Origin of the sequence: Micromonospora sp. U21, from assembly GCF_018070045.1 — a bacterium.
Lineage (GTDB): Bacteria > Actinomycetota > Actinomycetes > Mycobacteriales > Micromonosporaceae > Micromonospora.
This window is the reverse complement of the sequence record NZ_JAGPYK010000012.1, coordinates 84,529-97,793: the sequence shown is the minus strand read 5'-3', so window position 1 is coordinate 97,793 and position 13,265 is coordinate 84,529. Positions and strand designations below refer to the sequence as shown.

Sequence of the window (13,265 nt, the reverse complement as noted above, 5' to 3'; positions counted from 1 at the left end):
CTTACACGTCAGCAGCCGGGGAGGCGCTCGATCAGGTAGCGCTCGACCTGGTCCAGGGAGACCCGCTCCTGGGCCATGGTGTCCCGGTTACGAACCGTCACGGCGTTGTCGTCCAGCGTGTCGAAGTCCACCGTGACGCAGAACGGGGTGCCGATCTCGTCCTGCCGGCGGTAGCGGCGGCCAATCGCCTGCGAGTCGTCGAACTCCACCACCCAGCGCTTGCGCAGCAGCGCGGCGAGGTCCTTCGCCTTCGGTGACAGCGCCTCGTTGCGGGACAGCGGCAGCACCGCCACCTTGACCGGGGCCAGTCGCGGGTCGAACCGCATCACGGTGCGCTTGTCCACGCCGCCCTTGGTGTTCGGCGCCTCGTCCTCGTCGTACGCCTCCAGGAGGAAGGCGAGCACCGCGCGGGTCAGACCCGCGGCCGGCTCGATGACGTACGGCATCCAGCGCTCACCCTTGCTCTGGTCGAAGTACGACAGGTCGACGCCGGAGTGCTTGCTGTGCGTGGAGAGGTCGAAGTCGGTGCGGTTGGCGACACCCTCCAGCTCGGCGAACTCGCTGCCGCCGAACTGGAAGCGGTACTCGATGTCCACCGTCCGCTTCGAGTAGTGCGACAGCTTCTCCTTGGGGTGCTCGTAGAGCCGCAGGTTGTCCGCCGACAGGCCGAGGTCGAGGTACCAGTTCCAGCGCTCCTGGAGCCAGTAGTCGTGCCACTGCTCGTCGGTGCCCGGCTCGACGAAGAACTCCATCTCCATCTGCTCGAACTCCCGCGTACGGAAGATGAAGTTGCCCGGGGTGATCTCGTTGCGGAACGACTTGCCGGTCTGCGCGATGCCGAACGGCGGCTTCTTGCGGGCGACCGTCTCGACGTTCTTGTAGTTGACGAAGATGCCCTGCGCGGTCTCCGGGCGCAGGTAGTGCAGCCCTTCGTCGCTCTCCACCGGGCCCAGGTAGGTCTTCATCAGGCCGTTGAACATCTTCGGCTCGGTGAAGGTGCCCTTGTTGCCGCAGTTGGGGCAGTTGAGCTCGGCGAGCGAGGTCAACGGCTTACCGTGCTTCTCGGCGTACGCCTCTTCGAGGTGGTCCGCCCGGAACCGCTTGTGGCAGAACTGGCACTCGGTGAGCGGGTCGACGAACTCGGCGATGTGACCGGACGCCTCCCACACCTTGCGGGCCAGGATCACCGCGGAGTCGAGGCCGACCACGTCGTCGCGCTGCTGGACCATGGTCTTCCACCACTGCCGGCGGACGTTCTCCTTGAGCTCCACACCGAGCGGGCCGTAGTCCCACGCCGATCGGGTGCCTCCGTAGATCTCGCTGGAGGGGAAGACGAAGCCTCGGCGCTTGGCGAGGCTGACGACGGCGTCGATACGGTCGGCTGGCATGTTTCCTCCTACGCCGGCTGGCGGTCGGCGGGGGCGAGATGTGGATGGATCGGTCAGTTCGGGACAACGGTACGACCACTGTCGCCCCGGGCCCAGCAGAATACCGGGGGCGCGGCTCAGCTCACCCCGCAGACCTCCATGCCGCCGGTCTGGCCGTCCTGGCCCAGGCTGACCTGCTGCTGCTCCCGGTCGCCGCCGTCGAGCGTCACGTCGACCGGCACGGTCAGGCTGGTGGTGTCCACGTCACCGACCCGGAACGCGGCGACCTGCGGCTCGGCGGCCGCCCGCCGCTCGAACTCGGGGCGCGACTCGCGCCGCTGCGCGTCGTCGCAGAGCTGGTCGTAGGCCCGTCCGTAGTTCCGCTCGACCAGCGCCTGGTAGTAGTCGCTGGTCACCGTGCGGCCCTGTTCCCGGATCGCCTGCACGCCGGTGACGGCCAGGCCGACCACGGCCGCGCCGCCTCCACCACAGCAGAGCAGCACGGCGAGCGCGCCGACGCCGAGGCCGATCCAGAGCCGGGTCCGGCGGCCCTCGGTGGGCGGCGCGGCGAACGGCGGCGCCACCCCGGGACCGGGCGGCGGGGCGGGTGCGGTCATAGGAGCAGCGTAGTGTCCGGCGGCTCAGCGGTAAGGACCCGCAGCCCGATCACTCTCGGCGACCACGACGGCCCCGCCGGGCGCGGCGGTGGCGAGCGCCTCGTACGCGGACGGCTCGTCCACCGACTCGGCGAGCAACGGCACGGCGCTCACCTTGACCTCGAAGGCGCCCAGCGCCCGCCGGTACGTGCCGACCGACTCCCACTCGGTGACCAGGGACCAGTGGCGGGGGTCGTCCAGCGCCCGGACCAGTTGACCGCGCAGGTAGCCGGGGCGGGCGGCCAGCGCGGTGAGGGCGGCGTGCGCCCGTTCGGTGAAGTCGTCGGCGACATCGACATCGACCACGAACCGGTTGGTCACCAGCACCGGGTTCCTCCTCGTAGAGTCTGTGGGATGCAGCGTACGCAGCGCCCTCTGCTGGCTCGGTTGGCCGGGGCGAACCCGACGTCGGTGTTCCTGCTCACCCTGGTGGTGGTGCTGGTCGCGTTCTTCACGCCCGGGGTGATCGGCGGGCTGCTGACACTGGCGCTCGCCGCGGGCCTGATCGCCCTGTTGGCCACCACCTGGCCGGTTCAGGCCCCGCAGACCCGGCTGATCCGGCTGCTGATGCTGACCCTGCTGGTGACGGTGGGCCTGGCGAAGCTGCTCTGACATGCAATCATGCGTTTTTGACAATCATTGTCGTTCCCACGGACAGTTGAGGGCATGACCAACCGCACCACGTCCCGTGTCCTGGCCGCCGCGACCGCCCTGCTCGCCCTGGGCGCCGGCGCCGGCTGCTCCACCGGCGGCGCCGCCGGCGCCGATCCCCAACGGGTCGACGTGGTCGCCGCGTTCTACCCACTCCAGTTCCTCGCCGAGCGGATCGGTGGCGACGCGGTCCGGGTGACCAACCTCGCCAAGCCCGGCGCCGAGCCGCACGACCTGGAGCTCACCCCGAGCCAGGTCGGCCAGGTCAGCGAGGCCGAGCTGATCGTCTACCTGAAGGGCTTCCAGCCGGCGGTGGACGACGCCGTCGCGCAGAACGGTGCTGACCGGGCGTTCGACGTCACCAGCGTGCAGCCGCTGCTGGACGCGAGCGCCGGTGGGCACAACCACGCGGGCGAGGACGCGGATGAGCACGCCGAGGAGGAGCACGGCGGCAAGGATCCGCACGTCTGGCTCGACCCGACCCGGCTGTCCGCCATCGGCGATCAGCTCGCCGAGCGGCTCGGCAAGGCCGACCCGGACCACGCCGCCGACTACACCGCCCGCTCCGCGGCGCTGCGCGCCGACCTGACGGCCCTGGACGGCGAGTTCAACCAGGGTCTGCAGACCTGCCAGCGGCGGGAGGTCGTGACCAGCCACGCCGCGTTCGGTTACCTGGCCGACCGGTACCGGCTCGAGCAGGTCGGCATCACCGGGCTGAGCCCGGACGTCGAGCCCTCGCCGCAGCGGCTCGCGCAGGTGATCGAGGAGGCGAAGGAGCACCAGGCGAGCACGATCTTCTTCGAGACGCTGGTCAGCCCGAAGGTCGCCGAGACCATCGCGGGTCAGGTCGGCGCACGGACCGCGGTGCTGGACCCGATCGAAGGGCTCGCCGCCGGCAGCGACGCGGACTACCTTTCGGTCATGCGTACCAACCTGCAGACCCTGCGGACGGCGTTGAGCTGCTCGTGAGCGCACCCGTCATCACCGTCGAGCACGGGGTGGTCGGCTACGACGGCCGCCCCGTGCTCCGGGACGTCTCGCTCACCGTGACCGCCGGGGAGGTGGCCGCGGTGCTCGGCGCCAACGGCTCCGGCAAGTCCACGCTGATCCGGGCCGTGCTCGGGCTGGTGCCGCTCAGCGCCGGCTCGATCACCCTCTTCGACCGGCCGTTGCGCCAGTTCCGCCAGTGGCAGCGCATCGGGTACGTCCCGCAGCGCCTGGGCGCCGGCGGCGGCGTGCCGGCCACCGTCCGCGAGGTGGTGGCCTCCGGCCGGCTGGCCCGCCGGGGGGTGCTCCGCCCACCGGGCAGAGCCGACCGGGCCGCCGTCGACGCCGCACTGCGCGCGGTCGGGCTCGCCGACCGGGCCGCGGACCCGGTGTCCACCCTCTCCGGTGGCCAGCAGCAGCGCACGCTGATCGCTCGCGCGCTGGCCGGCCAACCGGAGCTGCTGATCCTCGACGAGCCCACCGCGGGGGTGGACGCGGCCAGCCAGGAAGCGTTCGCCGGCGCGCTGCGTCACTTCGTCGCCGACGGCGGGACGGTGCTGCTGGTGGCCCACGAGCTGGGCCCGCTGCGACCGGTGATCAGCCGGGCGGTCGTCGTTCACCAGGGCGGCATCTGCCACGACGGTGCGGTGCCGGACCCTGCCGGCCATCACGCGGAGCCCGACCACGACCATGTGCACCCGCACGGTCCCGACGAGCCCGCCGGGCTGTGGAGCAACTGAGCATGGAACTCTTCCAGTACCCCTACATGCAGCGCGCCCTGATCGGCGCGCTGGTCATCGGCCTGGCCGCGCCAGCGCTCGGCATCTACCTGGTGCAGCGCCGGCTGGCGTTGATCGGCGACGGCGTCGGGCACGTGGCGTTGACCGGCGTCGGCGCCGGCCTGCTGCTCAACCGCTCGCCGGTGCTGGTGGCGGTGATCGTGGCCACCATCGGGGCGATCGCCATCGAGCTGGTCCGCGCCCGCGGGCGTACCTCCGGCGACCTGGCCCTGGCGCTGCTCTTCTACGGCGGCATCGCCGGTGGCGTCCTGCTGGTCGGGCTCTCCGACGCGACCAGCAGCAACCTCAACGCCTACCTGTTCGGGTCGCTGACCACCATCCAGGTCGGCGACCTGATCACCATCGCGGTGCTCGGTGCGGCGATCCTCGTCACCATGATCGCGCTGCGTCCGGCGCTCTTCGCGGTCTGCCACGACGAGGAGTACGCCCGGGTCTCCGGCCTGCCCGTACGCACGCTCAACCTGCTCATCGCGGTCACCACCGCGATCACCGTGACCATCGCGATGCGGGCCGTCGGGGTGCTGCTGATCAGCGCGCTGATGGTGGTCCCGGTGGCCACCGCCCAGCAGGTCACCCGGGGCTTCCGCAGCACGATGACCGCCGCGATGGCGCTCGGGTTCTTCGCCGCCGGCTCCGGTGTGTGGGTGGCGGCCACGGCGGACACACCTCCGGGCGCCTCGGTGGTGCTACTGGCGATCGCCTCGTTCCTGGTGGTGGCGGTGGCGGGCGGGGTCTGGCGGGCGTTGCGCCGCCGGGCCACGCCGGCCGCCGCACCGGCGCCGGAACCGCACGAGGTCGTTCTGGGTTGAACCTGATCAGCGGGATGTCGGCGGTATTGGTTACCGTTGCAGGGTGACCAGCGCAACGGGCTACGAGGGGTTCGATGGGGCCAGCGAGTTGCTCCGCGCCCTGTCGGCGCCCATCCGGCTGGCCATCGTCAGTGAGCTCGCCGGCGGCGAGCGGTGCGTGCACGAGCTGGTGGAGAAGCTCGGGGCTGCGCAACCGCTGGTCTCCCAGCACCTGCGGGTGCTGCGCGGCGCGGGCGTGGTTCGGGGTTCCCGCCGGGGTCGGGAGATCGCCTACAGCCTGGTCGACGAGCACGTCGCGCACATCGTGGCGGACGCGGTCAGCCACGCCGGGGAGGGATGATGAGCGAGAATGGCGCCGCGGTGCGCAACACCCGTCAGCGCTCGGCCGTGAGCGCGCTGCTCGCCGAGGTGGAGGGCTTCCACAGCGCTCAGGACCTGCACGCGATGCTGCGGCAGCGCGGTGAGCGGGTCGGCCTGACCACGGTCTACCGCACGCTGCAGGGGCTGGCCGACGCGGGCGAGATCGACGTGATGCGCCCGCCGGGCGGCGAGCACCTCTACCGCCGGTGCAGCGAGGGGCACCACCACCACCTGGTGTGCCGGGCCTGCGGGAGCACGGTCGAGGTGGCCGGCCCGGCGGTGGAGAGCTGGGCCGACCGGGTCGCCGCCCAGCACGGCTACGCCGACGTCAGCCACACCCTGGAGATCTTCGGCACCTGCCCGGCCTGCGCCCGCTGACGTACGCAGCGACCACGACGCGTCAGGTGAACGCCGCAACCGAGCACCCGGGTAGTTGACTCGCCCCGCCGACCATCGCGTCCGGTCCGGTTCCGGCCGCGTAGCCTGATCCGCCCCCGGGCACCCTCCCGACTCTTTCCCCCCGGCCACGGGCATCCTCGGCGCCGGGTAATGCTGCCCGCGCCGGCGGCGGAGCCGCTCGTGTTGGCGTCCCGCCGGCTGATCCGACAGGTGCCGGGCCCGGCCGTTCGTGGCACGCTGTCCGGCGTGAAGATCTACGCCGATCGCTTTCCGACCGCCGCCCGCCAGTTGCTCACCGACCTGCTCGTCGTCGCCTGGGTGTACGCCGCGATCCGCGGCGCGCTCTGGCTGCACGACCTGGTGCAGAAGCTCGCCGTACCCGGGCAGAAGCTGGAGGGCGCCGGCAGCGGGCTCGCCGACAGCCTGGGCGACGCCGGCAGCAAGGTCGGCCGGGTGCCGCTGGTCGGCGACGAGCTGACCGCGCCCTTCCAGCGGGCCGCCGACGCCGCCCGGTCGCTCGCCGACGCCGGCCGCGACCAGCAGCACCTGGTCGACCAGCTCGCCCTCGCCCTCGCCATCGCAGTGCTGATCTTCCCGCTCGGTCTGGTGCTGTTCGGATGGCTGCCCCTGCGGGTCCGTTGGATGCGCCGGGCCGGATCAGCCGCGAAGCTCGCCGCCGGGCCGGCCGGCCGGGACCTGCTCGCGCTGCGCGCGCTGGCCACCCAGCCACTGGGCCGGCTGACCCGGATCGCGCCGGACGTGGCCGAGGCGTGGCGGCGCGGCGACGACGACACCGTCGACGCCCTGGCCGCGCTGGAGCTGCGGCAGCTCGGCCTGCGCGGGCGGAGCCGCTGAGCGGCCCGCTAAGGTCGTCGGCGTGTTCTACTTCCTGGTCGTCATCGCCGTCCTGCTGCTCGGCTACGCCGCGGTCCTGGTCTCCTTCGTCCGACGGGGCAGGAAGATCCCGCCCGCGGCGTACCTGGGCCTGGCGGTGCTCAACGGCCTGATCCTGGCGGCGGTGCTGGCCTGGGCGGTCGCCCGCTGACCGCCCGGCACGGCGACGCGCCGGGCGGCACCGGTCACGGCTTCGGCGGGATCCGGCGGCGGACGTCGTCGGCGGTGGACGGACCGGGCGACCAGCGGGCCACCCAGGGCAGCTCGTCGGACGGGGTGATGACGCCCTCCTCCAGGGCCGCGTAGCGGCCGGCGAGGATCCGCTTCGCGGCGGCGGTGTCGACCGAGTCGGTGTTGTCCCACAGGGCGGCGAACAGCGCGTCCACCCGGACCCGGGCCTGCCGGCAGAACAGGTCGGCCAGCTCGACGTTCTCCGGCCGGCTGTCCCGTTCGGCGGACGCCCGGACACAGACCGCGGACATCGCGAACAGCTCCGCGCCGATGTCCACCACCCGGCCGAGGAACGCCTGCTTGCGCTCCATCTTTCCCTGCCACCGGGACATCGCGTAGAACGTCGACCGGGCCAGCTTGCGCGACGAGCGCTCCACCTGACGCAGGTGCGTGGCCAGCGGCCCGAACTCGGCGTACGCCGACGGGCTCTGCCCCCGGCCGACGGCCAGGGTGGGCAGCCACTTCGCGTAGAAGGCCCCGGCTCGGGCGCCGGCCCGGGCCTTGCGACCCAACCCCGCCTCCGGGTCGATGATGTCGCCGGCCACCGACAGGTGGGCGTCGACCGCCTCCCGGGCGATCAGCAGGTGCATGATCTCGGTGGAGCCCTCGAAGATCCGGTTGATCCGCAGGTCGCGCAGCATCTGCTCGACCGCGGCCGGGCGTTCGCCGCGGGCGGCCAGCGAGTCGGCCGTCTCGTAGCCCCGGCCGCCCCGGATCTGGATCAGCTCGTCGGCGATCTTCCAGGCCATCTCGCTGGCGTACAGCTTGACGAGCGCGGCCTCGATCCGGATGTCGTTGCGGTCGTCGTCGGCGAGCAGACAGCAGAGGTCGAGCATGGTCTCCATGCCGTACGTGGTGGCGGCGATGAAGGCGAGCTTCTGCGCGACCGCCTCGTGCTCGCCGACCGGCCGACCCCACTGGACCCGGTCGGCGGCCCACTCCCGGGCCACGTTCAGCGCCCACTTGCCAGCGCCCACGCACATCGCCGGCAGTGAGAGCCGGCCGGTGTTCAGCGTGGTCAGGGCGATCTTGAGCCCCTTGCCCTCGCCGCCGATGACGTTCTCGGCGGGCACGAACACGTCGTGGAACCGGGTGAGGCTGTTTTCCAGGCCGCGCAGGCCGACGAACTCGTTGCGCCGCTCCACCGTGATGCCCGCGCTGTCGCCGTCCACCACGAACGCGGTGATCCCGCCGCGCCGCCCCTCGGCGGCCGGCACCCGGGCCATCACCACCAGCAGCGTGGCGACGATGCCGTTGGTGGCCCAGAGCTTCACGCCGTTGAGCCGGTAGCCGGTGCCGTCCTCGGTCGGCTCGGCGGTGGTGGCCAGCCGGGCCGGGTCGGAGCCGACGTCCGGTTCGGTGAGCAGGAACGCGGACACCTCGCCGGCGGCGAGCCGGGGCAGGAAGCGCTGCTTCTGCTCGGCGGTGCCGAACATCTTCAGCGGCTGCGGCACCCCGATCGACTGGTGCGCCGAGAGCAGCGCGCCGATCGCCGGGCTGACCGAGCCGGCCAGCATCAGCGCCCGGCAGTAGTGCAGATTGCTCAGCCCGAGACCGCCGTACCCGCGGTCGATCTTCATGCCGAACGCGCCGAGGTCAGCCAGCCCGTGGAACACCGCGTCCGGAATGGACGCGTCGCGCTCGATGGCCGCACCGTCCACCTCGGAGGCCAGGAAGGTGCGGAGCCCGCCGAGGAAATCGTCGGCGCGGGCGATGTCGGCCGGGTCGGACCGGGGCCACGGGTCGATCAGGTCGAGCCGGAACCGGCCGAGGAACAGCTCCTTGCCGAAGCTGGGCCGGTCCCAGGCGGACTCGCGAGCCGCCTCGGCGACCTGCCGGGCCTCCTTCTCGGAGACCTGCCCCGCCTCCGCCGGCAACGGTGCGGCGGCGCCGGCGGTGCTCGGAGCGGTGCCGGGATCGGGGCCGTCCGCTGCCGGTCGGCCGTTCTGCGTCGTGGTCACGGCTGCCCCCTCGAATCTCTCGGTGCGGCTGCGTCGACGTGCGCGACTACCGTCACGCTACCCCCGGGTGTTACTCAGGGGTAGCGGTCCGTGAAGATCGAGTTCGATCTCCCAGGCAGCGGCGTCAGGTGGACAGGGTCCGCGGGTCGTCATCCTCGTCGTCGACGTCGTCCTCGCCCCAACTGCGCCGGGCGAACGGCAGGGCCACCCAGAACGTGAGGAACCAGAGCCCGGTCAGCGCGCTGAGCACGAACGCGATCGGCCGGTCCAGCACGAAGTCGGTGATCAGCAGCACCGCGCTGACCATCGAGATAAGCATGAAGGCGAGCCCGCCGCTGGCCATCCGGTGCGCGAACCGGACCAGCTCCGGCTTGCGCCCCTGCCGGAACAGCGCCCGGTGGAACGCCACCGGCGAGATGATCAGCGCGGTGGCGGCGGCCGCGGCGAGCAGGGCGACGATGTAGACGTCCTTCTGAAACGGCGTGGTGCGGGTGAACCCGTTGCTGAACGGCAGGGTGAGCAGGAAGGCGAAGAGGATCTGCACGCCGGTCTGCGCGACCCGCAACTCCTGCAACAGATCGGCGAAGTTGCGCTGCCAACGCTGCTTCTCGGTCTCCTTCGACACGCGCTACCTCCGTGAGACGGTACTGCCGGCGGTCCCGGCCGCCGGCAGCAACGCCAATGCCCCACCCGGCCGAGCGCGAAACAGGTTCACGACACCAGTCGGTCACCCGCCCGACATTCAGCTTGTCCGACCGGCCTCAGGAGCCGCGCCGGATGCGACCCGCGTACCGGGCCTCCAGCGCCGCGTTGTGCGCGTCGCCGTCCGGGATGTTCGCCGACAGGTAGACCGGGGGCCGCTCCCCCGCCGCCAGCAGCCTGGCCACCACCTCCACGGTGACCTGCTGGGCCAGCAGCGCCGCCGTGATCGAGGAGACCGCGCCCACCGCGCCACCGCCGGGCAGCGGCAGCGTCGCGTCGCCGTACGGCGCGCCGTTGTCGAGCACCACGTCGGCGAGGTCCGCCAGCTTGCGCCCCGACGGGTGGCGGGAGGTCATCCGGCCGGAGTGCTGGGCGGAGGTGATCGCCACCAGCCCGTGACCGCGCTGCTTCACCAGCGTGGCGAACTCCACCATCGCGCCGTTGACCCCGGAGTTCGAGGCGAGCACGAAGACGTCGGTGGGCCGCACCGGGGCCAGCTCGTACAGCCGGTGCGCCACCGCCGGGTCCCGCTCCAGGAACGGGCCGAGCTGGTCGGCCGGTTCGCCGCCGAGCAGCACCAGGTCGCGCAGCGCGATCCGGTTGGTCGGCACCAGACCGCCCGCCCGGCCGGCGATCTCCATGGCGAGGGCCTCCGAGTGCCCGGTGCCGAAGGCGTGCACCACCCCGTCCGCGCGCACCGCGTCGGCGATCAGGTCGGCGGCCCGCCCCACCGCCGCCCGCTGGCTCTCGGCCACCTGGCCGATCGTCTCGGTCACCACGGCCAGGTAGTCCTCGGCACTCACCGTCATGCGTCCTCCGTCGTCCGGTTGCGGGCCAGCCATTGCTGTGCGAAGTCGACCGCCGCCCGCTGGCGCATCAACCTCCCGATCCCGGTGCCGACCCGTCCGGTACGGACCGCTCCGGTCGCCTCCAGGTCCCGGCCCAGCGCGCCGAAGTCGGTCTCGTCGAGCCCTACGTCCTGCCACCACACCCATTCGCGGCCACCGTCGGCGGTGCGCACCGCCGCGCCCAACCGCTCACGGGGCGGCGCCGGACGGCGGTACTCGGCGAGGTGCAGCGAGGTGTTCACATCGTGGTCCACACCGAGCAGCAGCACGCTGGCGTCGAGGTCGTAGAGCCGGGCCAGTGGGGAGCCCTCGCCGAGCATGTCGGCCCGGCTGTGGCCGGCCACCACCCGTTCGGCGGCCGGGCCGAGGGCGGCGAACGAGACGTGGGGATGCGAGCTGCGCAGCGCTCCGGGCCAGCAGCGGACCGTCTCGGCGAACACGCCCATGAACCGGCTCGGGGTGACCGCCGGATCGAATCCGGGCATCTCGGCGCGGATCAGCGGCCACCAGTCCGCCGGCACCGGTGGGTTGCGCCACTGCGCGGGGTCGCTGTTGTCGGGGGTGTGGGTGGGCACCACGATCGTGCCGTCCGGGCCGAGCGCGTCGCGCAGGGCGAGCACGAGCGCGTGCGGCCCACCGCAGACGAAGCCCAGCGGGCGCAGCGCGGCGTGCACCAGCAGCGTCCCGCCGGGGCGTACGCCCAGCATGCGCAACTGCGCGGCGATCGAGCGCCGGGTGCTCGGCTCTCCGGCGTCCGTCGTCACGGTGCTCCTCCGACCGACACGGCTCAGGCCGTTCCGTTGGCTCTGGCCAGGATCGCCTCGGCCAGCGGGCCCGGCGCGGCGTCCGGAATCCAGTGACTCACCCCGGGCAGCTGGACGAAGCGGTAGTCCCCGGTGACGTTGGCGGCGCACGCCTCGGCGGCGGTCCGGCCGATGGCGATGTCCCGGTCGCTCCACACGTACGTGGTGGGCACCGCGACCGGGCCGACGCCGGCCAGGTCGGCGCGGGACATCGCCCGATACCAGTTCAGCGCGGCGGTGAGCGCCCCCGGCTCGCGCATCGGGTCGGCGTAGTGGTCCACCCGGGACGCGTCGCCCACCCCGCTGAGCAGCTTGCGCAGTGCGGTGGCGTTCCACGCCAGCAGCACCTTCTCCGCCTTGTCCGGCTTGCGGAACAGCGCGATGTACGACGAGCGGGCCTTCTGCTGGCCGTCGGTGGCGAGCGCGTGCGCCATGGCCGCCGGGTGCGGCACGGACACCGCGGTCAACGTACGGACCCGCTCGGGGTGCCCGGCGGCCACCGCCCAGGCCACGATCGCACCCCAGTCGTGGCCGACCAGGTGGACGGCGTCCAGCCCGAGCGCGTCGAGCACCGCCACCGCGTCGGCGACCAGTTCGGGGATCCGGTAGTCCGCGACCGCCGCCGGCCGGGCGCCGGGTGAGTAGCCCCGCTGGTCCAGCGCGTAGGTGCGCAGCCCGGCGGTGTGCAGCGCCGAGGCGACCTCGTCCCACTCGCCGGAGTGCTGGGGGAAGCCGTGCAGCAGCAGGACGGGCGCGCCGTCCGGCGGACCACCGGCGCGTACGTCGAACGTGAGACCCCGTGCGTCAACCCGCATGATCGTCAGCCTACCCAGCCGACGTCGCCTGAACCGGACGCTGAGGCGGCCGGACGCCCTGCTGGGCCGCCACCCCTGGTCGGTGCTAGCGTCACCGAGACAACTTCACATCCGACAGGGGAGCGCACAGCGCTGAGAGTGCGGGCACGCCCGCAGACCCTCGAACCTGATCTGGGTAATGCCAGCGCAGGGAGTTCGGTCGACCTCCAGCCGCGCCGCCGTCCGGTGCCACCGGGCGCGCGGCGTGCGTCTTCTCCTGGTTCGCAGTCAGGACTGGGAGCATCGACATGAAATACAGCGACACCAACCGCTGGCGCACCATCGACATCGTGGTCGCCTCGGTGATCGCGGTCGCCTTCGGCGTCATCTTCTGGGCCTGGGGCCTGGTCTGGAGCGCCACCGAGGGGGCGTTCGCCTTCTTCCCGCCGGCACAGACCCTGATCTACGGCGTCTGGCTGATGCCGGCCGTGGTCGGCGGCCTCGTGATCCGCAAGCCCGGTGCCGCGCTCTACTGCGAGACGGTGGCCGCGGTCCTCTCCGCGTTGCTGGGCAGCCAGTGGGCGGGCACGGTGATCCCGCAGGGGATCGTGCAGGGTCTCGGCGCCGAGCTGGCCTTCGCCGCCTTCCGGTACCGGTCGTTCCGGCTGCCGACCGCGGTGCTGGCCGGCGCGCTGACCGGGCTCAGCGCCGCGCTGTTCGACTTCTTCGTCTGGAACGCCGACTACGAGCTGGCCGATTACCGCATCCCGTACGCGTTGCTCACCATCGTCAGCGCCACGGTGGTCGCCGGCGCGGGCGGCTGGGTCCTCACCCGCGCCCTGGCCAACACCGGCGTCCTCGACCGCTTCCCGGTCGCCCGCGACCGCGCCGCCATCTGACCCCACCCGTGTCGGTCATGAGGCTGGTGGTCGGGTGGATCTCCGGAAGCGCCGCCAACCTCATGATCGACGGGGCAGGGTGGAGCCGGCGACGGGGCTGGGGG

General features: G+C 72.4%; 17 protein-coding genes and 1 riboswitch. Of the genes, 9 read left to right on the top strand and 8 right to left on the bottom strand.

The annotated features are described in order from the left end of the window. Positions 1-8: 8 nt before the first annotated feature. From KBX63_RS17870 to KBX63_RS17860, 3 genes are all read right to left on the bottom strand, one after another. Positions 9-1,388 carry a glycine--tRNA ligase gene (locus KBX63_RS17870; RefSeq protein WP_210912358.1) on the bottom strand — a complete coding sequence of 460 codons (1,380 nt, stop codon included), beginning with the start codon at positions 1,386-1,388 and terminating at the stop codon, positions 9-11. A 116-nt stretch (positions 1,389-1,504) separates the two neighbouring features. Further along, complete coding sequence (locus KBX63_RS17865; RefSeq protein ID WP_210912357.1) at positions 1,505-1,984, bottom strand: hypothetical protein; 480 nt, start codon at positions 1,982-1,984, stop codon at positions 1,505-1,507. 24 nt (positions 1,985-2,008) lie between these two features. After that, the gene (locus KBX63_RS17860) at positions 2,009-2,350 is read right to left on the bottom strand and encodes an antibiotic biosynthesis monooxygenase (protein WP_074313566.1); all 342 of its coding nucleotides are present in this window, start codon (positions 2,348-2,350) and stop codon (positions 2,009-2,011) included. 27 nt (positions 2,351-2,377) lie between these two features. Here KBX63_RS17860 and KBX63_RS17855 point away from each other — a divergent pair, with 27 nt between their 5' ends. The 8 genes from KBX63_RS17855 to KBX63_RS17820 all read left to right on the top strand — a co-directional run bounded on the left by KBX63_RS17855 (position 2,378) and on the right by KBX63_RS17820 (position 7,074). Further along, positions 2,378-2,635 carry a hypothetical protein gene (locus KBX63_RS17855; RefSeq protein WP_089019468.1) on the top strand — a complete coding sequence of 86 codons (258 nt, stop codon included), beginning with the start codon at positions 2,378-2,380 and terminating at the stop codon, positions 2,633-2,635. A gap of 54 nt (positions 2,636-2,689) precedes the next feature. Continuing rightward, on the top strand, positions 2,690-3,643 hold the full coding sequence (locus KBX63_RS17850; protein WP_210912356.1) for a metal ABC transporter substrate-binding protein: 954 nt from the start codon (positions 2,690-2,692) through the stop codon (positions 3,641-3,643). Then, the gene (locus KBX63_RS17845) at positions 3,640-4,401 is read left to right on the top strand and encodes a metal ABC transporter ATP-binding protein (RefSeq protein ID WP_210912355.1); all 762 of its coding nucleotides are present in this window, start codon (positions 3,640-3,642) and stop codon (positions 4,399-4,401) included. Before KBX63_RS17850 ends, KBX63_RS17845 begins: the two co-directional genes overlap by 4 nt. A 2-nt stretch (positions 4,402-4,403) precedes the next feature. Continuing rightward, a complete protein-coding gene (locus KBX63_RS17840) occupies positions 4,404-5,270 on the top strand; it encodes a metal ABC transporter permease (protein WP_210912354.1) in 867 nt (288 codons plus the stop codon). 43 nt (positions 5,271-5,313) lie between these two features. After that, complete coding sequence (locus KBX63_RS17835) at positions 5,314-5,610, top strand: metalloregulator ArsR/SmtB family transcription factor (protein ID WP_074313577.1); 297 nt, start codon at positions 5,314-5,316, stop codon at positions 5,608-5,610. After that, positions 5,610-6,008 carry a Fur family transcriptional regulator gene (locus tag KBX63_RS17830; RefSeq protein WP_210912353.1) on the top strand — a complete coding sequence of 133 codons (399 nt, stop codon included), beginning with the start codon at positions 5,610-5,612 and terminating at the stop codon, positions 6,006-6,008. Before KBX63_RS17835 ends, KBX63_RS17830 begins: the two co-directional genes overlap by 1 nt. A 267-nt stretch (positions 6,009-6,275) precedes the next feature. Beyond that, positions 6,276-6,884: a hypothetical protein gene (locus tag KBX63_RS17825; protein ID WP_210912352.1), complete on the top strand. Its 609-nt coding sequence runs from the start codon at positions 6,276-6,278 to the stop codon at positions 6,882-6,884. Positions 6,885-6,906: 22 nt separating this feature from the next. Next, positions 6,907-7,074 carry a hypothetical protein gene (locus KBX63_RS17820; protein ID WP_167517539.1) on the top strand — a complete coding sequence of 56 codons (168 nt, stop codon included), beginning with the start codon at positions 6,907-6,909 and terminating at the stop codon, positions 7,072-7,074. Between the two features lie 34 nt (positions 7,075-7,108). Here the strand turns inward: KBX63_RS17820 and KBX63_RS17815 are convergent, their stop codons facing one another. The 5 genes from KBX63_RS17815 to KBX63_RS17795 form a co-directional block, all read right to left on the bottom strand. Then, a complete protein-coding gene (locus tag KBX63_RS17815; RefSeq protein WP_210912351.1) occupies positions 7,109-9,115 on the bottom strand; it encodes an acyl-CoA dehydrogenase family protein in 2,007 nt (668 codons plus the stop codon). 124 nt (positions 9,116-9,239) lie between these two features. Continuing rightward, entirely contained in the window at positions 9,240-9,740 is a 501-nt protein-coding gene (locus KBX63_RS17810) for a DUF6328 family protein (RefSeq protein ID WP_210912350.1), read from the bottom strand. Positions 9,741-9,876: 136 nt separating this feature from the next. Next, positions 9,877-10,626, bottom strand: a complete 750-nt coding sequence (locus KBX63_RS17805; RefSeq protein ID WP_210912349.1) for a sugar isomerase domain-containing protein — start codon at positions 10,624-10,626, stop codon at positions 9,877-9,879. Next, positions 10,623-11,429 carry an AAC(3) family N-acetyltransferase gene (locus KBX63_RS17800; protein WP_307871748.1) on the bottom strand — a complete coding sequence of 269 codons (807 nt, stop codon included), beginning with the start codon at positions 11,427-11,429 and terminating at the stop codon, positions 10,623-10,625. The genes KBX63_RS17805 and KBX63_RS17800 overlap by 4 nt, the downstream gene beginning before the upstream one ends. Before the next feature lie 23 nt (positions 11,430-11,452). Continuing rightward, on the bottom strand, positions 11,453-12,283 hold the full coding sequence (locus KBX63_RS17795; RefSeq protein WP_210912348.1) for an alpha/beta fold hydrolase: 831 nt from the start codon (positions 12,281-12,283) through the stop codon (positions 11,453-11,455). 106 nt (positions 12,284-12,389) lie between these two features. Beyond that, a riboswitch (TPP riboswitch) is annotated at positions 12,390-12,494 on the top strand. 76 nt (positions 12,495-12,570) lie between these two features. On the opposite strand from KBX63_RS17795, the gene KBX63_RS17790 reads away from it, so the two are divergent. Next, the gene (locus KBX63_RS17790; RefSeq protein ID WP_210912347.1) at positions 12,571-13,161 is read left to right on the top strand and encodes an ECF transporter S component; all 591 of its coding nucleotides are present in this window, start codon (positions 12,571-12,573) and stop codon (positions 13,159-13,161) included. Positions 13,162-13,265: the final 104 nt, after the last annotated feature.